Annotated in this window: 25 protein-coding genes; 19 read left to right on the plus strand and 6 right to left on the minus strand. The window is 59.1% G+C overall.

Annotated features, from left to right (window positions below; genetic code table 11):
• Positions 1-238 precede the first annotated feature (238 nt).
• From F3J41_RS07680 to F3J41_RS07690, 3 genes are read left to right on the plus strand one after another with little or no spacing between them, the layout of a single operon-like run.
• Positions 239-1,372: an ROK family transcriptional regulator gene (locus F3J41_RS07680; RefSeq protein WP_136545479.1), complete on the plus strand. Its 1,134-nt coding sequence runs from the start codon at positions 239-241 to the stop codon at positions 1,370-1,372.
• A gap of 11 nt (positions 1,373-1,383) precedes the next feature.
• The gene (locus tag F3J41_RS07685; RefSeq protein WP_166710526.1) at positions 1,384-2,826 is read left to right on the plus strand and encodes a M81 family metallopeptidase; all 1,443 of its coding nucleotides are present in this window, start codon (positions 1,384-1,386) and stop codon (positions 2,824-2,826) included.
• Positions 2,823-4,619: an ABC transporter ATP-binding protein gene (locus tag F3J41_RS07690; protein WP_058759003.1), complete on the plus strand. Its 1,797-nt coding sequence runs from the start codon at positions 2,823-2,825 to the stop codon at positions 4,617-4,619. Before F3J41_RS07685 ends, F3J41_RS07690 begins: the two co-directional genes overlap by 4 nt.
• A 17-nt stretch (positions 4,620-4,636) precedes the next feature.
• Here the strand turns inward: F3J41_RS07690 and F3J41_RS07695 are convergent, their stop codons facing one another.
• Positions 4,637-5,806, minus strand: coding sequence for an ROK family transcriptional regulator (locus F3J41_RS07695; RefSeq protein ID WP_058759002.1), 1,170 nt, complete (start codon positions 5,804-5,806; stop codon positions 4,637-4,639).
• Between the two features lie 264 nt (positions 5,807-6,070).
• Here F3J41_RS07695 and F3J41_RS07700 point away from each other — a divergent pair, with 264 nt between their 5' ends.
• Genes F3J41_RS07700 through F3J41_RS07720 form a run of 5 tightly spaced genes read left to right on the plus strand, consistent with a single transcriptional unit; the run spans position 6,071 to position 11,095 of the window.
• On the plus strand, positions 6,071-7,309 hold the full coding sequence (locus F3J41_RS07700) for an extracellular solute-binding protein (RefSeq protein WP_127835007.1): 1,239 nt from the start codon (positions 6,071-6,073) through the stop codon (positions 7,307-7,309).
• 9 nt (positions 7,310-7,318) lie between these two features.
• The gene (locus tag F3J41_RS07705) at positions 7,319-8,230 is read left to right on the plus strand and encodes a carbohydrate ABC transporter permease (protein ID WP_166710528.1); all 912 of its coding nucleotides are present in this window, start codon (positions 7,319-7,321) and stop codon (positions 8,228-8,230) included.
• Positions 8,220-9,059 carry a carbohydrate ABC transporter permease gene (locus tag F3J41_RS07710; protein WP_125310204.1) on the plus strand — a complete coding sequence of 280 codons (840 nt, stop codon included), beginning with the start codon at positions 8,220-8,222 and terminating at the stop codon, positions 9,057-9,059. Before F3J41_RS07705 ends, F3J41_RS07710 begins: the two co-directional genes overlap by 11 nt.
• Positions 9,059-10,009: a carbohydrate kinase family protein gene (locus tag F3J41_RS07715; protein WP_371815454.1), complete on the plus strand. Its 951-nt coding sequence runs from the start codon at positions 9,059-9,061 to the stop codon at positions 10,007-10,009. Before F3J41_RS07710 ends, F3J41_RS07715 begins: the two co-directional genes overlap by 1 nt.
• A 3-nt stretch (positions 10,010-10,012) precedes the next feature.
• Positions 10,013-11,095 (plus strand): ABC transporter ATP-binding protein, encoded by a 1,083-nt coding sequence (locus tag F3J41_RS07720; protein ID WP_058770341.1) that lies wholly within the window; start codon positions 10,013-10,015, stop codon positions 11,093-11,095.
• A gap of 119 nt (positions 11,096-11,214) precedes the next feature.
• On the opposite strand, the gene F3J41_RS07725 is transcribed toward F3J41_RS07720, so the two are convergent.
• On the minus strand, positions 11,215-12,624 hold the full coding sequence (locus F3J41_RS07725) for an MFS transporter (RefSeq protein ID WP_058770342.1): 1,410 nt from the start codon (positions 12,622-12,624) through the stop codon (positions 11,215-11,217).
• Between the two features lie 115 nt (positions 12,625-12,739).
• On the opposite strand from F3J41_RS07725, the gene F3J41_RS07730 reads away from it, so the two are divergent.
• The 5 genes from F3J41_RS07730 (at position 12,740) to F3J41_RS07750 (ending at position 14,927) form a co-directional block, all read left to right on the plus strand.
• Positions 12,740-13,594 carry a helix-turn-helix transcriptional regulator gene (locus F3J41_RS07730; RefSeq protein ID WP_058770343.1) on the plus strand — a complete coding sequence of 285 codons (855 nt, stop codon included), beginning with the start codon at positions 12,740-12,742 and terminating at the stop codon, positions 13,592-13,594.
• Between the two features lie 99 nt (positions 13,595-13,693).
• Positions 13,694-13,939 (plus strand): AbrB/MazE/SpoVT family DNA-binding domain-containing protein, encoded by a 246-nt coding sequence (locus F3J41_RS07735; RefSeq protein ID WP_058770344.1) that lies wholly within the window; start codon positions 13,694-13,696, stop codon positions 13,937-13,939.
• Positions 13,939-14,271, plus strand: coding sequence for an endoribonuclease MazF (mazF, locus tag F3J41_RS07740; protein ID WP_166710532.1), 333 nt, complete (start codon positions 13,939-13,941; stop codon positions 14,269-14,271). Before F3J41_RS07735 ends, mazF begins: the two co-directional genes overlap by 1 nt.
• A gap of 105 nt (positions 14,272-14,376) precedes the next feature.
• The gene (locus F3J41_RS07745) at positions 14,377-14,550 is read left to right on the plus strand and encodes a hypothetical protein (protein WP_021508895.1); all 174 of its coding nucleotides are present in this window, start codon (positions 14,377-14,379) and stop codon (positions 14,548-14,550) included.
• A 29-nt stretch (positions 14,551-14,579) separates the two neighbouring features.
• On the plus strand, positions 14,580-14,927 hold the full coding sequence (locus F3J41_RS07750) for a hypothetical protein (protein WP_021508894.1): 348 nt from the start codon (positions 14,580-14,582) through the stop codon (positions 14,925-14,927).
• A 39-nt stretch (positions 14,928-14,966) separates the two neighbouring features.
• Here the strand turns inward: F3J41_RS07750 and F3J41_RS07755 are convergent, their stop codons facing one another.
• Complete coding sequence (locus F3J41_RS07755) at positions 14,967-16,160, minus strand: zinc-dependent alcohol dehydrogenase (RefSeq protein WP_058781047.1); 1,194 nt, start codon at positions 16,158-16,160, stop codon at positions 14,967-14,969.
• A gap of 263 nt (positions 16,161-16,423) precedes the next feature.
• Between F3J41_RS07755 and F3J41_RS07760 the strand changes: the two genes are divergently transcribed.
• The gene (locus F3J41_RS07760) at positions 16,424-17,131 is read left to right on the plus strand and encodes a phage antirepressor KilAC domain-containing protein (protein WP_021508892.1); all 708 of its coding nucleotides are present in this window, start codon (positions 16,424-16,426) and stop codon (positions 17,129-17,131) included.
• 34 nt (positions 17,132-17,165) lie between these two features.
• On the opposite strand, the gene F3J41_RS07765 is transcribed toward F3J41_RS07760, so the two are convergent.
• On the minus strand, positions 17,166-17,381 hold the full coding sequence (locus tag F3J41_RS07765) for a hypothetical protein (RefSeq protein ID WP_164861080.1): 216 nt from the start codon (positions 17,379-17,381) through the stop codon (positions 17,166-17,168).
• A gap of 141 nt (positions 17,382-17,522) precedes the next feature.
• The gene (locus tag F3J41_RS07770) at positions 17,523-18,794 is read right to left on the minus strand and encodes an FAD-binding oxidoreductase (RefSeq protein ID WP_349844640.1); all 1,272 of its coding nucleotides are present in this window, start codon (positions 18,792-18,794) and stop codon (positions 17,523-17,525) included.
• Positions 18,795-18,911: 117 nt separating this feature from the next.
• Here F3J41_RS07770 and F3J41_RS07775 point away from each other — a divergent pair, with 117 nt between their 5' ends.
• From F3J41_RS07775 to crtB, 5 genes are read left to right on the plus strand one after another with little or no spacing between them, the layout of a single operon-like run.
• Positions 18,912-19,817, plus strand: coding sequence for a polyprenyl synthetase family protein (locus F3J41_RS07775; protein WP_166710537.1), 906 nt, complete (start codon positions 18,912-18,914; stop codon positions 19,815-19,817).
• A gap of 14 nt (positions 19,818-19,831) precedes the next feature.
• A complete protein-coding gene (locus F3J41_RS07780) occupies positions 19,832-21,109 on the plus strand; it encodes a glycosyltransferase (protein ID WP_166710539.1) in 1,278 nt (425 codons plus the stop codon).
• On the plus strand, positions 21,109-22,275 hold the full coding sequence (crtY, locus tag F3J41_RS07785; protein WP_166710541.1) for a lycopene beta-cyclase CrtY: 1,167 nt from the start codon (positions 21,109-21,111) through the stop codon (positions 22,273-22,275). Before F3J41_RS07780 ends, crtY begins: the two co-directional genes overlap by 1 nt.
• Positions 22,275-23,756, plus strand: a complete 1,482-nt coding sequence (locus tag F3J41_RS07790; RefSeq protein WP_166710543.1) for a phytoene desaturase — start codon at positions 22,275-22,277, stop codon at positions 23,754-23,756. Before crtY ends, F3J41_RS07790 begins: the two co-directional genes overlap by 1 nt.
• Positions 23,753-24,682: a 15-cis-phytoene synthase CrtB gene (gene crtB / locus F3J41_RS07795; RefSeq protein WP_166710545.1), complete on the plus strand. Its 930-nt coding sequence runs from the start codon at positions 23,753-23,755 to the stop codon at positions 24,680-24,682. Before F3J41_RS07790 ends, crtB begins: the two co-directional genes overlap by 4 nt.
• On the opposite strand, the gene F3J41_RS07800 is transcribed toward crtB, so the two are convergent.
• A complete protein-coding gene (locus F3J41_RS07800) occupies positions 24,621-25,154 on the minus strand; it encodes a sterol desaturase family protein (RefSeq protein ID WP_166710816.1) in 534 nt (177 codons plus the stop codon). The genes crtB and F3J41_RS07800 overlap by 62 nt on opposite strands.
• Positions 25,155-25,229 lie beyond the last annotated feature (75 nt).

Genomic DNA, 25,229 nt, shown 5'->3' on the forward strand with positions numbered 1-25,229 from the left:
CAGGCAGCTGACCGTCAATGCGCGCCATCGCCTGCCATACGCTTTGGTTGTGTTAACGGCAGCAGATGAACGGGCTCGACGCTATATAAGGCACACTCTGCAAACAAAAGCCAAGATGTCAGTTCATATATTTTACTTATAATTCGATCTGCATTCAGAAAATAAACTAAATACGCTTGAATTTGTTTTCAAGGCTGATTAATGTCGGCCAAATACAGCCTGTGCCGTGAGAACTCTGATGCTTAATGCTCATCAGCAACAAATTCTGCGTTTATTAATTGCTTCGCATGGCATGAGCCGCACGGCAATTGCGGAAAAAATGAAGCTGAGTAAAGCCGCAATCAGCACTTTAATCAAAGAGATGCTTAGCGCAGGACTGCTTGAAGAGAGCATTCCGGAAAGTAACGGTCAGGGTCGGCCTTCGGTGTTATTAAAAATGCGTGCCGACAGTGCCTATTTTCTCGGTGCGTCGTTGCTCGGTGACGATGTGTATCTGGTGCTGACGGATATGCACGGCCGCATCCTGGCCAGTACCCACATGCCGCTGAATCCCGATCCTGCGCTGCTGGCTGGTGCGCTGGCCGCCGCCATCCCCGGTCTGCTTGCACAAAAAGGCATCTCCGCCGACCAGCTTATCGGGCTGGGCGTCACGCTTTCCGGCTTTGTGGATGAAAACCAGGCGGTGTGCGTTCAGTCTGCCCTGCTGGGCTGGAAAAACGTCCCGCTGGCGGCACTGCTTAACGCGCAAACCGGTCTGGAGGTGTCACTGGAAAACGATGCCAAAGCTCTGGCGGTCAGCGAAAAGATTTTCGGCGTGGCGAAAAAGGCACGGAATTTCACCCTGATTTCCCACGGCGACGGCATTGGCTCCGCGCACTTCTTTCAGGGGCAGCTGCACCGCGGCGCGCACGGTGGGGCCGGTGAAATTGCTCACTGTACCGTAGAGCCCGGCGGGCGTCCGTGCCGCTGCGGCAAGCGCGGCTGCCTCGACACGCTGGCGTCGCTCACCGCGATGCGAGAAAGCATGCGCGAAAAACAACTGCCGTGCACCAGCGTTGCCGGACTGGAAACGCTGGCGGTAAAAGGCAATAGCGCCGCGATCGCCATTCTGCACGAGGCAGGTGACGCACTTGGCCTCGCCATCGCCAATATCATTCAGATGAACGATCCGGAGATGATTGTCATCGCCCATCAGCCGGATGCGTTCGACGGCCTGCTCAGAACCGTGGTGATGCAGGCGGTAGATAGTCACGTGTTGCCTTCAATCATGGGCAAGACGCCCATCGCCAGCATGGCGATTGATCAGTTGAGCTGGGCCCGCGCCGCAGCCAGTGTGGCGGCTTACCGTTTTATCGTTCACTTACCCGACTAGCGGAGTCTGTTATGCGCATTGCCTATGGTGGAATTCATACTGAATGCAGTACCTGGAATCCGGTGCTCAATTACGCCGACGACTTCCGCATCGTGCGGGGTGAAACGATGACGTCCAATCCCTATTTCGCCTTTCTGCAGGATTACGCGGCCGAATTTCTGCCGACCTTTCACGCCCGCGCCATTGCCGGTGGGCCGGTGGCACGTGTGACCTATGATGCCTTCAAACAGGAGTTTCTCCGTCGGCTCGAGGCGTATTTGCCCGTGGATGGCGTTTACCTGGCGATGCACGGCGCGGTATATGTCGAAGGGATGGAAGACGCGGAAGGCGACTGGATTAGCGCGACGCGCGAGCTGGTCGGGCCCGATTGTCCGATTAGCGTCAGCTACGATCTGCACGGCAATGTCTCGCAGCGCATCATCGACGCGATCGATATGTTTTCGACCTACCGCACAGCACCGCATATCGATGTGGAGGAGACCATGCGCCGTTCCGTCTCAATGCTGGTCAATAGCCTGCAAAGCGGCATCCGACCGGGCGTGGTGTGGGCACCGATCCCCGTGGTGCTGCCAGGCGAGCGCACCAGCACGGAAGATGAACCGACCAAAAGCCTTTACGCCAGCCTGCCCGGGATTAACGCACTTGAACATATCTGGGATGCTTCGCTGATGGTTGGCTATGTCTGGGCGGATGAGCCACGCGCCACGGCGGCCGCCATCATGACCGGTACCGATGCCGATGTGCTGTCTGAGCAGGCGGCCAAACTGGCGCTGGCTTACTGGCAGGCGCGTGAGCAATTTGTATTTGGCTGCGTGACCGGCAGTACTGAAGAGTGCGTACGCATGGCGATTTCCAGCCCTGGAGGACCGGTGATTCTCGCCGACTCCGGTGATAACCCGACCGGCGGCGGCGTGGGCGATCGGGCCGATGTACTGGCCGAGCTGCTGCGGCAAAATGCGCAGGATGTCATCGTTGCAGGCATTACCGATAAACCGGCCACGGAGGCGGCCTTCGCCGCAGGCGTCGGGGCCCGGCTCTCCCTGACTATCGGTGCCACGCTGGATCCTGCCGGCGGCAAAGTCAGCGGCGAGTTTGACGTGCTGCTGCTGAGTGATGATGCCCGTTCGGTTGCCCGTCAGGCGCTGCTGAAGATTGCAGGCATTACCGTGGTAGTTGCCGATCGGCGTCGTCCTTATCACAACCTGGCGGATTTCGCCCTGCTCGGACTCGATCCGCGCCAGGCAAAAATTGTGGTGGTAAAATCCGGTTACCTGTCGCCCGAGCTGGCGCCGATTGCCAATCCCAACCTGATGGCGCTGTCGGAAGGTGTGGTCGATCAGTATGTTGAACGGCTGGTGCGCAAGCGCAAGTTGCAGCCGGCTTATCCGTTCGATACCGATTTTACCTTTGTGCCGGTCAGCACCCGCTCGGCGCGCTTTGTGGCGGCACAATGAATCGCGCTGACCCGCCGGTGCTGAGCATCGAAAATCTCACCGTCGCGTTTCGCAGCGATGACCGCTGGCGTGAGGTGGTGAAAAACGTCTCTTTTACCCTCGGGGCCGGTGAAACGCTGGCGATTGTGGGTGAGTCGGGCTCAGGCAAAAGCGTTACCTCGATGGCGATCATGCGTCTGCTGAATAGTCGTCACGCACGTATCAGCGGCAAAGTGCTGCTGAACGGCGTGGATTTGCTCACGCTGAGCGAACGTGCAATGCGCGATATCCGTGGCAATGCCATCGCGATGATATTCCAGGAGCCGATGACCAGCCTTAATCCGTCGTTCACTATCGGTCACCAGATTGCTGAGGCGCTGATCGCGCACCGCAAAATCAGCGCACGCGCTGCCCGCGAGGAGACCATCCGGCTGCTGGAGAAAGTGCGTATTCCCAACGCGGCCAAACGCTTCAGTGATTACCCGCACCACTTTTCCGGCGGCATGCGTCAGCGCGTGATGATCGCCATGGCGCTGGCGCTGCGTCCAAAATTGCTGATTGCTGACGAGCCGACCACCGCGCTCGACGTCACGATTCAGGGTCAAATCCTTGACCTGATCAAGACCCTGCAGGAGGAGGAAGGCACCGCCGTGCTGTTCATCACCCACGATATGGGCGTGGTGGCAGAAGTCGCCGACCGCACGCTGGTGATGTATCAGGGCGCGATGGTGGAAACCGGCAGCACCGCCGCGATTTTTTCTGCCCCGGCGGCAGAGTATACCCGCACGCTGATTGCGACCGTGCCGCAGCTCGGTGCCATGCGCGGCATCGATGGACCGCGTAAGTTTGCGCTCAACGGCGAAGCGCCGGTGGCGCAGGCGCGGCAGACGCCACAAGGGCAAACGCCGCTGCTGTCGGTGAAGAACCTCAGCACGCGCTTCAGCATTCACGAAGGGCTGTTCAGCCGTAAAACCGGTGCGGTGCACGCCGTGGAGAATATCTCGTTTGATCTGCTGCCGGGTGAAACCTTGTCGCTGGTCGGCGAATCCGGCTGTGGCAAATCCACCACCGGCCGCTCGCTAACGCGGCTGGTGCAGCCGGCCTGCGGGCAGATTGCTTTTGATGGCAGCGACGTGCTCACCCTTTCCCGGCAAGAACTGCGCAAGCTGCGCTGCGCCATGCAGATGATTTTTCAGGATCCGTTTGCCAGCCTTAACCCGCGTATGTCGGTCCTTGAAGCCCTCACCGAACCTTTTTTACAGCATCGGCTGGGCAGTAAGGCCGCTGCACAGAGCAAAGCGGCCGAACTGATGACGCGCGTTGGCCTGCCCGCAACCATGCTGAAACGCTATCCGCACGAATTTTCCGGCGGCCAGCGTCAGCGCATCTGCATTGCCCGTGCGCTGATGCTCGATCCGAAAATGATCATTGCCGACGAGTCGGTTTCCGCCCTTGATGTCACCGTGAAAGCGCAGATCATCAATCTGCTGCTCGATCTGCAACACAGCCTGAATCTGTCGTATCTGTTTATCTCACACGATATGGCGGTAGTGGAGCGCATCAGCCATCGTGTGGCGGTGATGCTACTGGGAGAGATTGTTGAGATTGGTCCGCGCGCGGCTATTTTTGAGAATCCGCAGCACCCTTACACACAAAAACTGCTCGCGTCGGTGCCGGTGCCCGATCCGGCGCGCCGCCATTTAAAACGGCACGTGGACGTCAGCGAGCTGAAGAGCCCGGTGCGTGCCAATGGATTTGTGCCGGAAACACGGCATTATCAGGAAGTGAGCGCCGGACACTGGGTGATGCGGTAAAACGCTGGCCGCGTTTTTCACTTCATCAGCACCTGGAACTGCGGATTAAACTCATCAAAAATTGGCAGAGCCGCTGCGCCCAGGGCGGCGGTGTCGCTGCCGGTCATGCCGGTCTTGAGTCGCGTGCCGGTCAGATAGCGACCGCGCACCGATTGGTAGAGCGGCGGCAGGCGCTGGATAATTTTATCCAGCAACACCGCTGGCATCATGCCGCCGATAATCACGCTCTCGGCATCAAAGATACACTCCAGCATGTTTATACCCTGGCGCAGCGGCGTAAGCACAGTATCAATCCAGCGATCAAACAGCGCCGGATCAACCTGCAGTAAATCTTCCGGCAGCGCGCTCATCGGGTCGAGCCCGCAGAATTCGTAAGCGGCCTGCAGCGAAACATACCGCTCCAGGCAGCCGTGATTGCCGCAGTAACACTCACGTCCACCGGGTTCAACCACCACGTGCCCCACTTCACCGGCGTTGTGCGCATGACCGCTGTACACATGGCCATCCATGATGATGCCCGCGCCCAGGCCCGTGCCAATATACAAATAAATAAAGGAATTAAGATGACGCGCCACGCCGTGAAAGCGTTCGCCAATCGCCGCGACGGTGGCATCATTTTCCAGCGTCACCGGCAGGCCGCTCATCTCAGCAAGACGCGCGGCGATATCGACATCCTCCCAGCCGTGCAGCGTGGTCGGCCCCATTGACGAGATACCTTCCACACCAAACGGCCCCGGCATCACTACGCCAATACCCAGCACTTTTTGCCAGCGCGGCCCGGTCTGCTGTTTGATCTCCGCCAGCACCCCGGCAATGCGCGCTAATGTGGCATCCGGCTGCGGTTTTTGCACCATAATAAGGCGGCGAAAGTGGATTTCACCGGTCAGGTCCACCAGCACAATCAGTAGCGTCTGATGGTCGAGATGGATGCCGATGGAAAACGCACTGGCCGGATTCAGGGTGACCGGAATCGCCGGCTGACCGCGGCCCTGCTTACGCGGCTGACGGCTGGTGAGCAGTTCCGCCTGCTCCAGTTCAGCGACAATATTCGAGACGGTTTGCGGCGTTAACGCGGTCAGTCGCGCCAGCTCGGCACGGGTCAGCTCACCGTGCAGGCGTATCGCTTCGATAATCACCCGGCGATTGTGCGCGCGCGCATGTTCCAGATTGGTTCCCGACGTTTTCATCCTGCTCGCTTCCCTCTTTTAACCACCGCTGCGGACCGCCGCCTCAATATCTATGATCGGCCACACATTTTACAACCTGTTTACCTGACAGCGGCAAAAATCTGTGCAAAGTAGTGTCGGATGGCAGCGTTGTTTTCTGCCCTGGCACGTCCCTTGCTTTAGCTCACTGCTGTCAGCCACTGCGCGCTGGCAATCTGTGCGCGATATTAAATCAATCAAATTGATTTAATTAAACCCCCTCTACTGCATGAAGGCGAGAACGCAATGAAAAATCAGATGAAAGGTTGTTTTGCCGCCGTACTGTTCGCCTGCGCGGGCAGCGCGGCAGCGGCTACCACTACGCTTAACGCCCTGTTTATGACGCAGGCGGCCTACAGTGAAAACGATATCCGCGCTATGACGCAGGCGTTTCAGACAGCGCACCCGGACGTGCAGGTCAATCTGGAGTTTGTTCCTTACGAAGCGCTGCACGATAAGATTGTCGCGGCACGCGGCGCGGGCGGCAACGGTTACGATGTGGTGCTGTTTGATGCCATCTGGCCGGCGGAATTCAGCAAGTTCGACCTGTTGCAGGATGTCAGCAGCCGCATCAGCGCAGATGAAAAAGAGAAAATCTTCCCCGGCGCAATGAACACCGTGGTGTTCAAAGGCAAAACACTGGGCATGCCGTGGATCCTCGACACCAAATATCTCTACTATAACAAAGCGATGCTGGAAAAAGCCGGCATCAAAGATCTGCCGCAAACCTGGCAGCAGGTGCTGGATGATGCGCGCATCATTAAGCAGAAAAATATCGTTAAATATCCGCTGGTATGGAGCTGGTCACAGGCGGAAGCGCTGGTGTGTGACTACACCACGCTGGTCTCCGGCTTCGGCGGCAAATTCTATAACAACGGTAAGCTCGATTTCTCTACGCCAGCCTCGCTGCAGGCGGTGAAGCTGATGAAAAGCTCGCTCGATGAGGGCCTGACCAACCCGGCTTCGCGCGAATATCTGGAAGAGGACGTGCGCAAAGCCTTCTCCAACGGCGATGCGGCTTTCGCGCTCAACTGGACCTACATGTACAACATGGCCAACGATGCCAAACAGAGTAAAGTCGCCGGCCAGGTTGGCATCATGCCCGCACCCGGCGATGCGCCCAATCGTTTCGGCGCGGTCAACGGTTCGATGGGTCTGGGCATTGCCAAAGGCAGCAGCCATCCGGATCAGGCGTGGCAGTACATCAGTTACATGACTTCGCAGCCGGTACAGAATAAATACGCCACGCTCAGTCTGCCGATCTGGAAAAGCTCCTACCAGGATCCCGCGGTCAGTAAGAATCAGGAGAGCCTGATCGCTGCTGCAGACAAATCGCTGAATGTCATGCTGTCGCGTCCGGAAACCGCTGATTATTCACGTCTCTCCAACACCCTGCAGCAGCAGCTGCAACAGGTTCTGGTCGGCAGCGCGACACCGGAAGCAGCCATGCAGGCGGTAGACAAAAGTGCGGCGCGTCTGCGTTAAGGGGTCAGTATGCTGAGTTTGCGTCAACGCGAACAACGGCAGGCGTGGGTGCTGCTGGCACCCATGCTACTGGTGATGCTGTTGCTCACCGCCTGGCCGCTGCTGCGCACTATCTGGCTGAGTTTTACCGACGCCGCGCTGATTGGCAGCGGCGGGGAAGCGCCGCAATGGATTGGCCTGGAGAACTATCTCTACGCCATTACCGATGCGGATTTTCAAACCTCGCTGTGGCGCACGCTCTACTTCACCGTGGTGTCGGTAGCGATTGAAGGCGTCATCGGCGTGCTGGTTGCGCTGCTGCTCAACCAGAAATTCGCCGGACGTAACGTGCTGCGCGTGCTGGTGATTCTGCCGTGGGCGCTGCCAACCATTGTGAACGCCATGATGTGGCGCCTCAATTTCAATCCGGACTACGGCAGTATCAACGCCCTGCTGACGCAGCTCGGTATCATTGATGGCTACCGCAGCTGGCTGGGGTCGCCGGCTTCCGCGCTCAACGCAGTAATGTTTGCCGACATCTGGAAAAACTATCCGCTGGTGACGCTGCTGGTGCTGGCGGCGCTGCAGTCGGTGCCGGAGGATCTTTACGAAGCGGCACGGCTGGATGGCGCATCGGCATGGCGGCGTTTTCGTGCCGTCACCTTTCCGGCGATTGTCGGATCGCTCAGCGTGGCGCTGGTGTTACGCACCATCGACGCCTTTAAGATCTTCGACATCATCTATGTGATGACGCGCGGCGGTCCGGTCGACAGCACCAAAACACTGAGCTTTTACGTCTATCAGGAATCCTTCAGCTACCTGCGCGCCGGCAGCGGTGCGGCTTATGCCATGTTAATGACGCTGCTGTGCGCGGTGCTGATCACCCTTTACATGCTATTACTGTGGCGGCAGCGCCGTCGGGGAAGTGCCTATGAAGGTTAAACTGCGTACCTGCGCTAAATACGCGGCGGCGCTGCTGGTGGCGCTCTCTGTCGTGGCACCGATGGGCTGGCTGTTTCTGATGAGCGTCAGCGCCACCAGCGATCTGACTCGCGTGCCGCTGGAATGGCTGCCGCGCCAGTGGGATTTCAGCCGCTACGGCAGGCTGATCTTGCTGGAACCCGGCCAGCCCGGCGCGCTGTTTCTGCATGCCCTGGGTAATAGCCTGCTGGTGGCAACCGGCGCGACGCTGGTGTGCCTGCTGCTGGCGATTCCGGCGGCGTTCAGCTTCTCGCGCTATCGCGGTCGCGACGGCTGGCTGTTCGCGTCTCTGGCCATCTATATGGTGCCGCCGGTGGCGTTTGTGCTGCCGCTCTACTTTCTGCTGCAGCAGTTCGATCTGCTCAACACCCGACCCGGTTTGATCATCGTGTACTGCTCGCTGATTTTGCCGTTTCTCACCTGGATGCTGAAAAACCAGTTTGATGCCCTGCCGCAGGATATCGAACAGGCCGCGCGTCTTGATGGGCTGCGCGTCTGGCAGGTGCTGCTGCGCATTACGCTGCCGCTGGCGAAACCGGTGCTGGGCGCGGCGGCGCTGTTTGGCTGGCTGCTGGCGTGGGATGAATTTTTCTACGCCCTGCTGTTCACCAGTAACATCGCCGCGCAAACCCTGCCGGTCACCATTGCCGGCTTTACCGCAGGCCGCGCCACCGACGATGGGCTGATTGCCGCCGTCGGTATTCTGGCGTCGGTTCCTCCTCTCTTTATCGCTATCTGGCTGCAAAAAACGCTGGTCAGCGGCCTTGCCAGTGGCGGGAGCAAAGGATGATGAGCAACAAGGAAGCCCGCGCCACGCTCTACGTGGTGGGCAATATCAATGTCGATGTCATCATGGGTACGCTGGACAGCTGGCCGCAGCGCGGCACCGAAGTGATGCTGCAGCACAGTGAGCTGCGTCCGGGCGGTTCGGCGGGCAACTGCGCGCTGGCGCTGGAAGCGATGCAGGTGCGCCATCGCGCCGTCGCTAATCAGGGCGATGACGGCCTCAGCGCATGGCTGGCGAGCCATTTTCCGCACAGCGCGGCGCACTGGACACGCTACCCCTGCGAAACCTCGCTCACCGTTGGCGTTACGCACTCCGATCACGAGCGATCGTTCCTCAGCAATCTCGGTCACATTGTGCGGCTCAGCGCGCAGGACGTGCTGAGCCAGCTCCCGGTGCAAGCCAGCAGCGGCGATATCGTGCTGTTGTGCGGCACGTTTCTCTGCCTGCAACTGTATGACGACTATCCGCAGTTGCTGGCCGAACTGCAGCAGCGCGGGTTTATCATCGCCGTCGATACCGGCTGGCCGCCGCAGGGCTGGAGCGATGAGGTACGCGCGCAGATCGCCCGCTGGCTGCCGCAGTGCGACTGGCTGCTGCTCAATGAAGTCGAAACGCTCGGGCTGAGTGGCGCAGATGATCTGCACACCGGCGCGCACCAGCTGGCGCAACGGCTCAGCGGGCGCGGCGGCTGCGTGGTGAAATGCGGTGCGCAGGGCGCGGGCTGCTGGCAGCGTCAGCATAGCCTGCAACAGCCTGGTCGCGCGGTCGCGGTGGTCGACACCATCGGTGCCGGCGACAGCTTTAACGCCGGCTTTCTCACCGCGATGCTGCATCAGCAGGATCTTGCCACCGCGCTGCAATGGGGCATTGCGGTGGCCTCACTGGCAATCAGCACGCAGCCACGTCGCTATCCCGACTGGCAACAACTGCAACTATGCGCACAGGAGTTTTAAATTATGGCCGGTGTTGAACTCGTTAAAGTGGCCAAGCGCTACGGTAAACAGTCGGTGCTGCATCCGCTCGACCTGACCATTCCCGACGGCAGCTTTACCGTGCTGGTCGGCCCGTCCGGCTGCGGCAAATCGACGCTGCTGCGCCTGCTCGCCGGACTGGAGAGCCTGTCCGACGGCGCGATTCTGATGGATAAGGTGCAGATTAACGATCGCGATCCCGCCGATCGCGACATTGCGATGGTGTTTCAGAGTTATGCGCTCTATCCGCATCTGACGGTGGCCGAAAACCTGGCGTTTCACATGCAGGTGAAGAAGGTACGCCGCGATGAGCAGCAGCAGAAAATCGCGCGCATCGCCGCGATTCTTGGCATTGATAAGCTGCTGCAACGCTACCCGCGCGCGCTATCGGGTGGGCAGCGTCAGCGCGTGGCGATGGGCCGCGCCATGGTGCGTAATCCGCAGGTGTTTCTGTTTGACGAACCGCTCTCTAACCTTGATGCCCAGCTGCGCATGGAGCTGCGCGCCGAGATCAAATCGCTGCATCAGCGTTTCAAAACCACCATGGTGTATGTCACGCACGATCAGGTAGAAGCGATGACGCTGGCCGATCAGATTGTGGTGATGAAAGAGGGACGCATCGTGCAACAGGGCGCACCGCTGGCGATCTACGATCGTCCGGCAGATACCTTTGTGGCGCGTTTTATTGGTTCGCCGCCCATGAACCTGTTACCGGCACAATTGCTGACGCACGATGGCGTGACGGGCGTGCAGTGTCAGGACTGGTGGCAACCGCTGCCCGCGCAGTGGCAGGCGGTGGCGCGGGAACGTGAAGGCGCTGCCGTGACGCTGGGGGTGCGCCCGCACGATCTGTGCGAAGTGCAGGACGGCGCGCCTGCGGGGGTGAATGTGGTGGAGATTACCGGGGAATCAACTCTGCTGCACCTTGACTGGCACGGTCATGCGCTGCATATGCAGATGGCCGGACGGCATGCGGCCAGCAGTGGCGCGACGCTGCGCATCGGTTTCAATCCGCAAAAAATTCATCTGTTCGATGCCGAAAGTGGTTTACGCCTGGCGGAAAAGTAAGCGCGGCGCGGTTTTCAGGTGCCGGGGCGCATCAATGCGCACCCGGCCCAAAAACCTGTTATTACCTTGCAGGGTCACGGTCTACGGTGACCAGACGGGCTGACTTTTTCCCTCCGGCGTCAGCCTTCAGCCGTCGCCGGCTGGAACGTCCGGCGGTTGACGCTGGTCAGCACCACCAGCAGTGCCATCATCAGCAACTCCACCGCCAGCGTACCGCTGATGGCTGCCAGATGATTACCATGCTGATTGATCTGGGTGAACACGCCGCCGAGCAGCATCGGTCCCAGTCCCAGCGCCGATTGCTGCACGGTAGACAGCACCGCACTGCCTGCGCCGGCCTGATGATGCGGCACCCCGCTCATGCCAATCCGGTAGAAGGTGCTGACAATAAACGACTGGCCAAAGCCAATCAGCGCGGTAGCCGGAATCAACGTAGCAATGCCCACCTGCGGCCACTTCAGCTGCAGCGTCGCGATCAGCGCCACCAGCCCGACCATTTGAATCGCACAGCCAGACAGTAACGTGGCACGTTTACCATAGCGCTCGACCATGCGGGTAGTACGCATTGAGCCGATAAAATAGGCCGCGCCCAGGGCAATAAACGCGTTGCCGGACTGAAAAGCGGTCATGCCGATGCCGGATTGCAGCGTCAGCGCCACTGCGAACATAAAGCCGCTCCAGCAGGAGAAGAACAGCACCGCCAGCGTCAGACCAAAACGCACGCTGGAAAGACGCAGCAGCGAGGGCGGCAGCAGCGGCGATCCGCCAGCGGCTTCCAGTCGCAGCGCGCTATGACGCAGCCGATGCAGAAACAACGGAAACAGCGCCAGTAGTAACAGGCACGGCCACGACCAGTGCAGCAGCGGCCCCAGCGCGAGTGCCAGCATCAGACAGCCGATCGCGCCAGCCAGCAGCAGCGTACCGCTCACATCCACCGGCACGCGCTTGAGGTTATGCGTTTCCGGCACGAAGCGGCGCGCGGTCAGCAGGACGAACAGGCAGATCGGCAGGTTGATGAGAAACACGCTGCGCCAGCCGTAGCCGCCAATATCGGCTTTGATCAAAAAACCGCCCAGCACCTGGCCAATAATAAAAGCCAGCCCGCCGATACCGCCGTACAGGCCAATGGCCCGCGCATGCGCCCTGCCCTGCAGCGTAACGTGCAGCGTGGCAAGAATCTGCGGCACCATAAAAGCGGCGCCGACGCCCTGCAGCGCGCGGGCAAACATCAGCATGCCGACGCTGTTAGCGATGCCGCACAATAATGACGCAATGCCAAAGATCCACACGCCAGCCAGAAACACGCGACGGCGGCCAAAGTTATCGCCCAGGCGTCCGCCCATCGCCAGACAAATAGCAAAGGCGATACCGTACACCGCCACGATCAGCGCCAGCGCGATCGGCGAGGCACGCAGCGATTGCGCCATCGCATCCAGCGCGACGTTGACTATGGAAAAGTCGATCATCGGCAATAGCTGCCCGGCCAGCAGGACCACCAGTCCTGCACGTTGAAGTTGCGATGTCTGCATAGCGTTAACCTTGTTTTTAGTTTCACTACGGCATAGCATCACCTAACCGTTAAACGGGTACCAGTTCTTGATTATCATGGTATAAATTCTACCCGTCTCGTCTGGAGAGCTGCTGATGAGCACCGCGCAAACCCTTACCCCCGCTGAGCTGAACAACCGTAAATTACTCGGTACCTTTTTACGTACGCGCCGTGAGAGCCTTGATCCTAACCGCCTCGGTTTACCGCGTATGCGTCAGCGCCGCACGCCGGGTTTACGCCGTGAAGAGGTGGCGCAGCTGGCGGATGTCGGCGTCACCTGGTACACCTGGCTGGAACAGGGGCGCGATATCAAAGCCTCCACCAAAACGCTGACGGCCATCGCCAGCGCCCTGCAATGCAATGATGTTGAGACGCAGCATCTTTTCTCGCTGGCCGGACACACCCTGCCATCGACGCGCGTCGCCGCTGCCTGCTGCAAACTCGCCGGACATAATCAGCAAATGCTGGATGCCATTCAGCTGCCGGCGATCATCGAAACGCCGCGCTTCGATATCCTCGGCTATAACCAGGCGTGGTGTGCACTGATGGGCGTCGATTTAGCCCAGATCGCGCCGGAAGATCGCAACTGTATCTGGCTGGCGTTCAACCATGCCGGCTGGCGCAACGTGATGACCGACTGGGACGAAGTAATGCCACAGATGGTGGCGATGTTTCGCGGTCAGATGGGCGAGCATCTGGGCGATCCGCACTGGGAGAGCTTCCTGGCGCGATTGCTGAACAGTTCCGATGAGTTCGCGCACACCTGGCAGCGCTACGAACTGGGCAAGGTAGAAAACCGCGTGAAACGCTTTTACCGTGCCGAAGTGGGTGAAATGACCCTGCGCCAGAACAACTGGTGGTCGGCGTCACGCAACGGCGACCGCCTGCTGGTGTATGTGCCGGATGATGCCGCCAGCGCAGCGGCGCTGCAGCAGTTAACGGCGCGCTGAATCCTGCCGCTTTCTTAGCATGTCAGGCTGAAGGTGTTTATACGTTGTATCGACATCATCACGGCTATACAATGTATACACATCCTTCGGAGGCCTGTTATGACGACCGTCACCTTAAAGAAATGGGGCAACAGTCCCTCGATTCGCATCCCATCCAGCGTGATGCAATCCGCGTCGCTCAGCGTGGACGATAAACTGGAACTCAGCGTTGAAGATGGCAAGCTGATCCTTGTGCCGCTCAGGGAAAAGGTGTATTCACTGGACGCGCTGCTGGACGAGATCACCGACGATAACGTCCATGATAAAATTGATTTTGGACCTTCAGTGGGCAAGGAAAGAATCTGATGGTGTCACGTTTTGTTCCCGATGCAGGCGATCTCATCTGGCTGGATTTTGATCCCACCCTTGGCCATGAACAGGGCGGCCATCGTCCTGCGGTTGTGCTGAGTCCCTTTGCCTATAACAACAAGGTCGGCATGTTGTTGTGCGTCCCGTGTACCACCCAGGTCAAAGGCTATCCTTTCGAAGTTTCCCTTGTCGGTAGCCGTGATAGTGTGGCGCTGGCCGATCAGGTCACCTCCATCGACTGGCGCGCCAGAAAAGTGGTGAAAAAAAGCCATGTGACCGCCGAGGAACTGAGTGAGATTCGCGCTAAAGCTAAAGCGCTGATTGGCTGACGTCCGTTATCTTTGCCATCGCCACCGATAAGAATGTCCTGCGCTATCCCCAACCTTATTTATCCTGACTATGCTTATCAGACGATAATAAATTCAGGAGAGCGCATGAAACTACTTTATTTCGTTTCGCTTATTGCTGCAGCCGGTTATTTACTGGCTTTCTTACCTAAACTGCGCACCCGTCGCGAGCCTGTGGCTTATTGGGGGTGCTGGGCTTATTTAGGTCTGAACGCGGTATATTGGGCAGTATTTGCGTTTCGCTATTATTTTCTGCGCTAACCGTGGTAACGTCATGAAGGAGTTATGTTATGTCAGAAAACAATCGCGATCGGATGCCCTATTTACTCTATTTTTCCCGTCAGCGTTTACTGGTGGAAAATATCGACGGCCATATCGTTGATATTGGCGGTGCGGAAAGAGTGGGCGATCGTTATCGCTGGCAGCTGGATGGTAAAGATGCCGGGGGAGAAACGGAGCAGGAAGTGGACGAATTACTGGCCGAGGTGGAAAAACACCTGAGCTTTTTGTTCGTCGATGGCCAGTTTACCAGCCTGCCCGATGTCAGTGCTGATTATGGCGATCGGCTGGATAACGCGCCCTCACGGCAAATTGCACTACCCGAGCTCAACGACCGCGATGAAGATATCGTGCGTTAAGCCACAGAAGCAGGCTGCCGTCAGGCAGCCTGTCAGCACTCAGGCCGCCGGTGTGGTACTGGCCATACCGGGCACCAGAATCACTTTGCGGCAATCCTCTTTGCGTTTTTCAAAGATTTCATAGCCGCGCGCGGCCTCTTCCAGCGGCATATGGTGCGTCACAATCTCTTCCGGCGTCAGCAGCCCTTGCTCAATCAGCGACAGCAGGCGCGGTAAATAAGCCTGCACATGCGTCTGGCCCATTTTAAACGTCAGTCCTTTATCGAATGCATCGCCAAACAGGAAGCCGTGGATAAAGCCGGCATACACGCCCGGCACGCTGACCACACCTCCACGGCGCACCGCCGCAATGCACTGCCGCAGCGCCTTCCCGCTGCTGCCCTCCAGCTTCAGATTACTCATCACCGTTTCCGTCAGGCTGCCCTTGGCTTCAAAACCTACCGCATCGATTACCGCATCAACGCCCCGGTGGCCCTGGGTATGATCAATGATCCAGCCAGCAGGATCGTCGATTTCGTCAAAATTGATCGGCGTAACCCCATAACGCTGGCGGGCAAACTCCAGTCGATAAGCGTTGTGGTCAATCATAAAGATCTCTTCCGCCCCAACCAGGCGCGCGCAGGCGGCGCTCAGTAACCCGACCGGGCCGGCGCCAAAAATGGCGACGCTGGAGCCTTTATCCAGCCCGGCATTTTGCACTGCCTGCCAGGCGGTGGGCAGGATATCGGAGAGAAACAGCACTTTCTCATCCGGTAGCGCCAACGGCACTTTAAACGGCCCGACATTGGCTTTTGGCACCCGCACATATTCCGCCTGGCCGCCCGGCACGCCACCGTACAGTTTGCTGTAGCCAAATAACGCTGCAGGCGGGGTAATATTTTTCTTGTTTAAAATAGCACCGCGCCCGCTATTGGTATTTTCACAGGCCGCATACTGATGCAGATGACAAAAGAAACAGTCGCCACAGGCAATAACAAAGGGCACCACAACGCGATCGCCAATTTTTACGTTGGTAACCTCACTTCCCGCTTCGACCACTTCACCCATAAATTCGTGACCAAATATATCACCGTGATCGGTACCGGGAATTTTTCCGCGATAAAGATGTAAGTCGGAGCCGCAAATTGCCGTCGCGGTGACGCGTAAAATAATGTCGTCCGGCTGCTCTAAAATCGGGTCAGGAACAGTTTCAACACGCACCCGATGCGGGCCATGATAAGTTAACGCTTTCATAATCAGCTCCTCATAAATAAGCGTAACGAAAGGCTGTCTTTATTTAACCTGAATCGCTTAAGCCTGGTAGTAATAGTCGAATAGGCAAGCGTATCGGTATCGGGTGCAGAGCGGGGTCCGGCGCAGTTGCGCTTTGTGCGATATCTCGCAGACAGGCATTTCTTACAGCAACGGCTAAAAATAATACTGGATATGCAAACAGTATATTGTATACTTATCCAGCAGTCTGAAGGACTGTTCCACGTTTGTAAGAGGTGATACTGATGATGATCTCAACGGAAAGTCTTGCTGCTCTCAACGCAACTCTGCTGATGAGCAGCCGTGAAATTGCCAGAATAACCGGCATCACGCATGGCGAAGTGAAGCGCCTGATTAAAAGCCTGGAAACCGCGCAGCGCCTTTCCCAGCCTGTCACGGTGAATCATTACGAGCATGAAGGTGAGACACGTCAGGAGTTTCAGCTGAATAAACGTGACTCGCTGCTGGCGGTTGCTCGTCTTTCCCCCGGCTTTACCGCCGAACTGCTGGACCGCTGGCAGGAGCGGGAAAAATTCACCCATCTGCCCGACTTCACCAATCCGGCGGAAGCGGCCCGTGCCTGGGCAGAACAGTTTGAGCAACGCCGTGCGGCGGAACAGCAACTGGCGCTGACGGCCCCAAAGGCAGAATTCTTTGATCGCTTTGTGGATGTGCATGAGTCGCTGGGTTTTCGCCAGCTGTGCAAAATGCTCAAGGTGAAAGAGCCGGAGTTTCGGCAGTTTCTGCTTGAGCGCAACATTATGTACCGTGACAAAGGTGCGCTGACACCACAGCAGCACCATCTGCAGGCTGGCTATTTTGCACTGCGCAGCGGAATGGGTGAAAACCAGCATGCTTTTTCGCAGGCACGGTTTACCGCGAAAGGCGTGAAATGGGTTGCCAGCCTGTGGGCCGGTCATGTCGCTGCACGGCCGAATGGTGTCGCTGCCTGATATTCAGCCGGTCAGGACGACCGGCTGGATTCGCTTAGCGCTGATGGCGGCGGCGCTGGAGCCGATGGCGAAACTGCCTGACCTCTTCGCGTGACCAGCAGCGAGAGGAGAGCGGCAGGCTGTCATCAACCGCCGCCGGCAGCGGCAATTTTTCCAGCGTGCCACGATTACACATAGCACGCGCCAGCGTGTTACAGGGGATATCAAGGTATTGCGCCATCTGCGGCAGCGTCATCAGGGTGGTACGCATACTCACCTCCATCTGGCTTATGTTTCGCCTTCCATGGTTGAGCAGCCCGGCAGATGTTTTTTTGATCGCGATCAGCCTACGCCTTAATTCAGGTTAAAAATTAATCGACCCGCTACCCTGTGGTCTGCGCCATCGCTTCGCTCACTGTGCCGCCGGAAAGTTTCGCTGAATCGGTGCAAACGCGCTGGCGGTTTTGCCGATCAGCCGTTGTGGCCGGAACTCTTTCAGCAGATCGCTGGGACTGTCGCCGATCAGTTCTTCCGCCACCAGCCGGCCAATCAGCGGTGATAACGTGATGCCGCTGTGCGTCACCGCGACATACACGCGCTGATGCGGGGTGACAAAGCCCAGTGCCGGCAAACCATCAGCCGAACGCGCCCGCTGCCCGACGACAATCTGCTCGATCTGCAACGCACCAGCCGTGGCAAACAGCGCACGGTAGCGCTCACGAAACTGATCGGCGATGGCGCCATGAGTCGACGGCGGAGCGCCCGGATCGGCCAGATGATCGAGATCCAGCGCCTGTAACAGTAACCGCCCGCCGCCGTCCGGCCGCACGTTCAGCTGCGGAGAAATCAGGTTGGTGCCAAGCGATAACGGCTGCGGTGCAGTGCGCGCCAGAAAGCTGCAGGCCACCGCATCAGGCTTGCTGGTGTCAATCAGCGCCAGTTCCAGACCAAGCGTATGCAGCAGCTGATTGGCCCAGCGTCCGGTCGCCAGCACCAGACGATCACCCTGCCACTGCTCACCCTGCTCCAGCTGCACCGTCACGCCTTCCGCATTTTCACTGATGTGCTGAATCGCCTGATGCTGATGCAGTACCGCGCCGTGCGCCTGCGCCTCTGACCACAGCCGTGCCAGATACAGCGCTGGATAGAGCACCGATTCCGTTGGAAAATGCCAGATGCTGCCGTGTACCGCAGACGCGCGCAGTTCAGGAATTTCCTGCTGCAGCTCGGCCAGCGTCCTTTGCCGTGCCGCATAGCCAGCGGCCTGCAAGGCGGTGGCACGCTGCTGCAGTTGCTGTTCGGCTTCACCCGCGCCGGCCCACTCCCAGGTGCCACAAGGTTCCAGCCAGCGCACGCCATTGGTCTGCGTCAGCTGCAGCCGGATATGCTCCTCCATCGCCAGCGCATTGAGGCGGTGGTAGCTGGCAGGCTGTTTGCCGTTGGAGTTCACCCAGGCAAATGTGGTGCTGCTGGTGCCCGCGCCCATGTGTTGCCGGTCAAAGAGGGTCACCTGCGCCCCCTGCCGCGCCAGCGCCCACGCCACGGCGAGGCCGATCACACCCGCACCGATTACCGCCACTTTTTGCGTCGTCATAGCTGTCTCCTCTGATTGCCCGTCATCATAGCAGTCACCGCAGCGAAAACTGGCCTGAGGGTCATAGGAATTACTTCTCAGATTATTCAATAAATAAAAAAAGCGTGACGGTGCGTTAAAGTCGCTTCGCTCGCTGGCGCACTCCCCTTACCGGGTCTACGGTTAATTGAAAAAGCACAAGAATTTAACTAACCATGGAAAGCCGCTATGACCGCCCATGTCGATACCACAGCAAGCCAGGAAAGCGATCTCCTTCAGTTGCATCACGCATTGCAGGCTCATCTTGAACATTTATTGCCTGCCGGGCAGCAGGCCGATCGCGTTCGGGCCGCCATGCGTGCCGGCACGCTGGCACCGGGCAAACGTATTCGTCCGCTCTTGCTGCTGCTGGCAGCACGCGATATGGGCTGTGACCTGGCGCAGCAGGGTATCCTTGATCTTGCCTGTGCGGTCGAAATGGTGCACGCCGCCTCACTGATCCTTGACGACATTCCATCAATGGATAACGCCCGGATGCGACGTGGACGCCCGGCAATCCACTGTGAATATGGGGAAAACGTGGCGATCCTGGCAGCGGTCGCGCTACTCAGCCGCGCCTTTGAGGTAATTGCACTCGCGCCGGGTCTGCCGGCAACGCACAAAGCCGAAGCCATTGCCGAGCTCTCCTCTGCCGTGGGCCTGCAGGGACTGGTTCAGGGTCAGTTCCAGGATCTGCATGACGGCGCACACAGCCGCAGTCCGGAAGCCATCACCCTGACCAACGAACTGAAAACCAGCGTCCTGTTTCGCGCTACGCTGCAGATGGCGGCGATTGCGGCCGATGCGTCAGTGCAGGTGCGTCAGCGTCTAAGCTATTTTGCGCAGGATTTAGGTCAGGCTTTCCAGTTACTGGACGACCTGGCGGATGGCTCTAAGCACACCGGCAAGGACTGTCATCAGGATCAGGGCAAATCCACGCTAGTGCAGATGCTGGGCCCGGAAGGGGCTGAACGTCGTCTGCGCGACCATTTAAGCAGTGCCGATGCACACCTTGCCTGCGCCTGCCATCGCGGTGTCGCCACCCGCCAATATATGCACGCCCTGTTTAAACAACAGCTGGCGATGTTCAACTGAAGCCGGTCATACCTATGGGGCATTTTGCCGTTATTGCGCCACCGCTCTACAGCCACTTTCACGCATTGCAGGCGCTGGCGCAAACGCTGCTGGCGCGCGGACACCGCATCACCTTTATCCAGCAAAGCGATGCACGCACCTTGCTGAGCGACGAGCGTATTGCCTTTGTGGCCGTCGGCGAGCGCACGCATCCTGCCGGATCGCTCTCCAGCGAACTCAGGCGGCTGGCCGCACCGGGCGGGCTGTCGCTGTTTCGCGTGATTCACGATCTGGCCAGCACCACCGATATGCTGTGCCGCGAACTGCCCGCGGTGCTGAAACGGCTGCAGGTCGATGGCGTGATTGCCGACCAAATGGAAGCGGCTGGCGGTGTGGTGGCAGAGGCGTTACAGCTGCCGTTCGTGTCGGTGGCCTGCGCGCTGCCGGTCAATCGTGAAGCGGCCATTCCGCTGGCGGTAATGCCCTTTCGCTTTGCTCAGGATGAGAAAGCGCTGCAGCGCTATCAGGCCAGCAGCGACATCTATGACCGCATCATGCGTCGTCATGTCGCTATTATCGCTCGTCATGCGCGCGCCTTCGGCCTGCCCGAACGCCATGGCTTACATCAGTGTCTGTCGCCGCTGGCGCAAATCAGTCAGCTGGTGCCCGCTTTTGATTTTCCGCGTCAGCAACTGCCAGCCTGCTATCACAGCGTGGGCCCGCTGCGGACTCCAGTCGCTAGCGGCGCGCTCGCCGCACCCTGGCCAGCGCTGCGCCAGCCAGTGGTATATGCCTCGCTAGGCACGCTACAGGGGCATCGTTTTCGCCTGTTTCTGCATCTGGCCCAGGCCTGCCGCAATCAGCAGCTGTCGCTGGTAGTGGCACACTGTGGCGGGTTGACTGCCAGCCAGGCACATCAGCTCAGACTGGCCGGTGCTGCGTGGGTGACCAATTTTGTGGATCAGCGGGCGGCACTGCAGCATGCGCAGCTGTTTATCACTCACGCCGGTCTTAACAGTGCGCTGGAAGCGCTGGAATGCGGCACGCCGATGCTGGCGCTGCCGATCGCCTTCGATCAGCCCGGCGTGGCGGCACGTATTGAATGGCACGGCGTCGGCCGGCGCGCCTCACGTTTCAGCCGCGTCGCACAGCTGGAGCAACACCTGCAACAGTTGCTGAGTGACGATCGCTATCGTCTGCGCATGTCAGCCATTCAGGCGCAGCTGCAGCGGGCCGGTGGCTGTACGCGCGCGGCGGATATTGTCGAGCAGGCGCTGTGTCAGCAGCAAATCGTGCTGGCGGAGGCCACCTGATGCGCGCACCCTATGATGTCATTCTGGTCGGTGCCGGCCTGGCTAACGGGCTGATTGCGCTGCGTTTACGCCAGCTGCAGCCCGCACTTAAGGTTTTGCTGCTGGAGAGTCAGGCGCAGCCGGCCGGCAATCATACATGGTCATTTCACCGCGAGGACGTCAGCGAAGCGCAGTTTCGCTGGCTCGAGCCGCTGCTTTCGGCACGCTGGCCCGGTTATCAGGTACGCTTCCCCACCCTGCGTCGCCAGCTGGATGGTGAATATTGCTCCATTGCCTCGGAGGATTTTGCCCGGCACTTGCAGCAGGTGCTCGGTGCCGCGCTACGCACCGCAGCGCCGGTCAGCGACGTCTCACCCACCGGAGTCAGACTGGCGGATGGCGGGATGTTACAGGCACAGGCGGTGATTGACGGACGCGGGCTGCAGCCGACACCGCATCTGCAGCTCGGCTATCAGGCATTTGTCGGTCAGGAGTGGCAACTGGCCGCGCCGCATGGCCTGCAGCAGCCAATATTGATGGACGCCAGTGTCGATCAGCAGCAGGGTTATCGCTTTGTTTACACCCTGCCGCTCAGCGCCAGCCGTTTACTGATTGAAGATACCCATTACATTAATCATGCCACGCTGGATGCTGCACAGGCGCGCCGGCACATTACGGACTATGCCCACCAGCGCGGCTGGAATTTGCGCCAGCTGCTGCGCGAGGAGCACGGCTCGCTGCCGATCACGCTCAGCGGCGATATCGATCAGTTCTGGCAACAGCAGCACGGACAACCGTGCAGCGGGCTGCGCGCCGGACTGTTTCACGCCACAACCGGTTACTCGCTGCCCGCCGCGGTGGCGCTGGCGGAGAAGATTGCCAGCACGCTGCCCGCCGATGCCCACACTCTGAGCCACTGCATCGAATCCTTTGCCCGTCAGCACTGGCGCGAGCAGCGCTTTTTCCGTCTGTTGAATCGCATGCTGTTTCTTGCCGGACGGCCTGAACAGCGCTGGCGCGTGATGCAGCGTTTTTACCGGCTTGACGCCGGATTGATTAGCCGCTTTTACGCCGGGCAACTGCGCCTCAGCGATAAAGCACGCATTCTGTGCGGCAAACCGCCGGTCCCTCTCGGCGAAGCGCTGCGCGCATTGATGATGACCTCTCCGTTACCAGGGAAGAAATAATGAAACGCACCTATGTGATTGGCGCAGGCTTCGGTGGCCTGGCGCTGGCGATTCGTCTGCAAGCGGCCGGCGTGCCGGTCACGCTGCTGGAACAGCGCGATAAGCCTGGCGGGCGCGCCTATGTGTATCAGGATCAGGGTTTTACCTTTGATGCCGGTCCGACGGTGATTACCGATCCCAGCGCTATCGAGGCGCTGTTTACGCTGGCAGGCAAGCAACTCAGTGATTATGTCGAACTGATGCCGGTGACGCCGTTTTATCGCCTGTGCTGGCAAGACGGCAGGCAGCTGGACTACGACAACAACCAGACGCAGCTGGAGCAGCAGATTGCTACTTTTAACCCGCAGGATGTCGCCGGTTACCGCCAGTTTCTGGCCTATTCACAGGATGTGTTTCGTGAGGGCTATCTGAAACTGGGCACAGTGCCTTTTCTGCATTTCCGCGACATGCTGCGTGCCGGGCCACAGCTGGGTAGGCTGCAGGCCTGGCGCAGTGTCTACAGCATGGTGGCGAAATTTATTCAGGACGATCATCTGCGCCAGGCTTTTTCCTTTCACTCGTTGCTGGTCGGCGGTAATCCTTTTGCAACGTCTTCGATCTATACCTTAATTCACGCGCTGGAGCGCGAATGGGGCGTATGGTTTCCGCGCGGCGGTACCGGCGCGCTGGTTGATGGCATGGCGCGGCTGTTTCGCGATTTGGGCGGTGAACTGCTGCTCAACGCCGAAGTCAGCCAGCTGGAGACCGAGGGTAACCGCATCAGCGGTGTCCAGCTGAAGGATGGGCGCCGTTTTGCCGCCGCCGCCGTTGCGTCAAATGCTGACGTGGTGCATACCTACGATCGCCTGTTAAGCCAGCACCCTGCTGCGCGTAAACACGCGGCGACGCTGAAGCGCAAGCGGATGAGTAACTCGCTGTTTGTACTTTATTTTGGTCTTAATCATGCACACCCGCAGCTGGCGCACCATACCGTGTGCTTTGGTCCGCGCTATCGTGAATTGATCGATGAGATCTTCAATAGCAGCCAGCTGGCGGAAGATTTCTCGCTGTATCTGCATGCGCCCTGCTCCAGCGATCCGTCGCTGGCACCGGCGGGCTGCGGCAGTTTTTACGTGCTGGCGCCGGTGCCGCATCTCGGTACCGCCGCAATTGACTGGCAACAGGAAGGACCGCGCTTGCGCGATCGCATTTTTGCTTATCTGGAGGAGCACTATATGCCGGGTCTGCGACAGCAGTTAGTGACACACCGTATGTTTACGCCGTTTGATTTTCGCGACACGCTGCACGCGCATCAGGGCTCAGCGTTTTCGCTCGAACCCATTTTGACGCAAAGCGCCTGGTTCCGGCCGCATAACCGCGATGCCGACATTACTAACCTTTATCTGGTGGGGGCTGGCACGCATCCCGGTGCCGGTGTGCCAGGCGTGATCGGCTCCGCGAAAGCGACCGCCCAGCTGATGGTGGAGGATCTGACCGGATGAACCAACCGCCGCTGATTGAGCAGGTCACGCAAACCATGGCGCAGGGCTCCAAAAGTTTCGCCAGCGCTACCCGGCTGTTTGATCCTCCAACGCGCCGCAGTACGCTGATGCTGTACGCATGGTGTCGTCACTGTGACGATGTGATAGATGGTCAGACGCTGGGCGAAGGCGGCACGCAGCACGCGGTGGCGGATGCACAGGCGCGGATGCGCCACCTGCAAATCGAAACCCGCCGCGCCTACAGCGGTGCCCACATGGATGAACCGGCGTTTCGTGCCTTTCAGGAAGTGGCGCTGACGCATCAGCTTCCCCAGCAGCTGGCGTTTGATCATCTGGAAGGGTTTGCGATGGATGCGCGTGAAGAACGTTACGCGTGTTTCGGGGACACGCTGCGTTACTGCTATCACGTGGCCGGAGTGGTGGGGTTAATGATGGCGCGCGTGATGGGCGTACGTGATGAGCGCGTACTCGATCACGCCTGTGATTTGGGTCTGGCGTTTCAGCTGACCAATATCGCACGGGATATCGTTGAGGACGCGGAGAATGGCCGCTGCTATCTGCCACAAAGCTGGCTGGATGAGGCCGGACTGAGCGCCGCCCAGCTTGCCGATCCGCAACACCGCGCAGCGCTGGCCCCGCTGGCAGCGCGTCTGGTGCACGAGGCTGAACCTTACTATCAGTCAGCGCGCAGCGGGCTGCCCGGACTGCCGCTCCGTTCGGCGTGGGCGATCGCCACCGCGCGCGGCGTTTACCGGGAAATTGGCGTAAAAGTGCAGCACGCCGGTGCCCGGGCGTGGGATGCGCGCCAGCGCACCAGTAAAGGCGAAAAGCTGGCGCTGCTGGTAAAAGGTGCCGGCGTCGCGCTTACTTCACGCCTTGCTCATCCCCAGCCGCGTCCTGCCGGTCTGTGGCAGCGTCCGCGTTGACACGACGCCCATGGCGCTGGCGCAGCGTCGCCTGCAGCTTGTGCAGCGGCGGGGCGTAAAGAAAGCCAAAGGAAACGCAGCCCTCCCGTCCCCGCACCGCATGATGCATGCGGTGCGCCATATACAACCGCTTCAGATAGCCTTTGCGCGGAATGTAGCGGAACGGCCAGCGCTGATGGACCAGGCCGTCATGCACCATAAAATAGAGCGCGCCATAGGTCGTCATGCCAGCGCCAATCCATTGCAGCGGCCAGACACCGTTGACACCCAGCCAAATCAGGCCAATCGACAGCAGCGCAAACACCACGGCATACAGGTCGTTGAGCTCAAATTTGCTCTCATGCGGTTCATGATGCGACAAATGCCAGCCCCATCCCCAGCCATGCATAATGTATTTATGCGACAGCGCCGCGACGATCTCCATCAGTATCACGGTAGCCAGCAGGATAAGCGCATTCCATAACCAGAGCATCATTGGTCCATTTGCGAAGAGTGAGAGTATAAAGGTGGACGTGGATAGCGAAAGGCGCAAGTCCCCGGCAAAAAA

The sequence above is a fragment of the Pantoea sp. Ap-870 genome (assembly GCF_011752515.1).
Lineage (GTDB): Bacteria > Pseudomonadota > Gammaproteobacteria > Enterobacterales > Enterobacteriaceae > Pantoea > Pantoea dispersa.

Coding starts and splice junctions, on each gene's coding strand:
- crtY (WP_166710541.1), top strand. CDS start 21,109: ATGCGCGCACCCTATGATGTCATTCTGGTCGGTGCCGGCCTGGCTAAC.
- crtB (WP_166710545.1), top strand. CDS start 23,753: ATGAACCAACCGCCGCTGATTGAGCAGGTCACGCAAACCATGGCGCAG.
- F3J41_RS07765 (WP_164861080.1), bottom strand. CDS start 17,381: ATGCGTACCACCCTGATGACGCTGCCGCAGATGGCGCAATACCTTGAT.
- F3J41_RS07710 (WP_125310204.1), top strand. CDS start 8,220: ATGAAGGTTAAACTGCGTACCTGCGCTAAATACGCGGCGGCGCTGCTG.
- F3J41_RS07690 (WP_058759003.1), top strand. CDS start 2,823: ATGAATCGCGCTGACCCGCCGGTGCTGAGCATCGAAAATCTCACCGTC.
- F3J41_RS07755 (WP_058781047.1), bottom strand. CDS start 16,160: ATGAAAGCGTTAACTTATCATGGCCCGCATCGGGTGCGTGTTGAAACT.
- F3J41_RS07780 (WP_166710539.1), top strand. CDS start 19,832: ATGGGGCATTTTGCCGTTATTGCGCCACCGCTCTACAGCCACTTTCAC.
- F3J41_RS07750 (WP_021508894.1), top strand. CDS start 14,580: ATGTCAGAAAACAATCGCGATCGGATGCCCTATTTACTCTATTTTTCC.
- F3J41_RS07680 (WP_136545479.1), top strand. CDS start 239: ATGCTTAATGCTCATCAGCAACAAATTCTGCGTTTATTAATTGCTTCG.
- F3J41_RS07775 (WP_166710537.1), top strand. CDS start 18,912: ATGACCGCCCATGTCGATACCACAGCAAGCCAGGAAAGCGATCTCCTT.
- F3J41_RS07760 (WP_021508892.1), top strand. CDS start 16,424: ATGATGATCTCAACGGAAAGTCTTGCTGCTCTCAACGCAACTCTGCTG.
- F3J41_RS07790 (WP_166710543.1), top strand. CDS start 22,275: ATGAAACGCACCTATGTGATTGGCGCAGGCTTCGGTGGCCTGGCGCTG.
- F3J41_RS07700 (WP_127835007.1), top strand. CDS start 6,071: ATGAAAAATCAGATGAAAGGTTGTTTTGCCGCCGTACTGTTCGCCTGC.
- F3J41_RS07735 (WP_058770344.1), top strand. CDS start 13,694: ATGACGACCGTCACCTTAAAGAAATGGGGCAACAGTCCCTCGATTCGC.
- F3J41_RS07715 (WP_371815454.1), top strand. CDS start 9,059: ATGAGCAACAAGGAAGCCCGCGCCACGCTCTACGTGGTGGGCAATATC.
- F3J41_RS07720 (WP_058770341.1), top strand. CDS start 10,013: ATGGCCGGTGTTGAACTCGTTAAAGTGGCCAAGCGCTACGGTAAACAG.
- F3J41_RS07800 (WP_166710816.1), bottom strand. CDS start 25,154: ATGCTCTGGTTATGGAATGCGCTTATCCTGCTGGCTACCGTGATACTG.
- F3J41_RS07725 (WP_058770342.1), bottom strand. CDS start 12,624: ATGCAGACATCGCAACTTCAACGTGCAGGACTGGTGGTCCTGCTGGCC.
- F3J41_RS07730 (WP_058770343.1), top strand. CDS start 12,740: ATGAGCACCGCGCAAACCCTTACCCCCGCTGAGCTGAACAACCGTAAA.
- mazF (WP_166710532.1), top strand. CDS start 13,939: ATGGTGTCACGTTTTGTTCCCGATGCAGGCGATCTCATCTGGCTGGAT.
- F3J41_RS07685 (WP_166710526.1), top strand. CDS start 1,384: ATGCGCATTGCCTATGGTGGAATTCATACTGAATGCAGTACCTGGAAT.
- F3J41_RS07745 (WP_021508895.1), top strand. CDS start 14,377: ATGAAACTACTTTATTTCGTTTCGCTTATTGCTGCAGCCGGTTATTTA.
- F3J41_RS07705 (WP_166710528.1), top strand. CDS start 7,319: ATGCTGAGTTTGCGTCAACGCGAACAACGGCAGGCGTGGGTGCTGCTG.
- F3J41_RS07695 (WP_058759002.1), bottom strand. CDS start 5,806: ATGAAAACGTCGGGAACCAATCTGGAACATGCGCGCGCGCACAATCGC.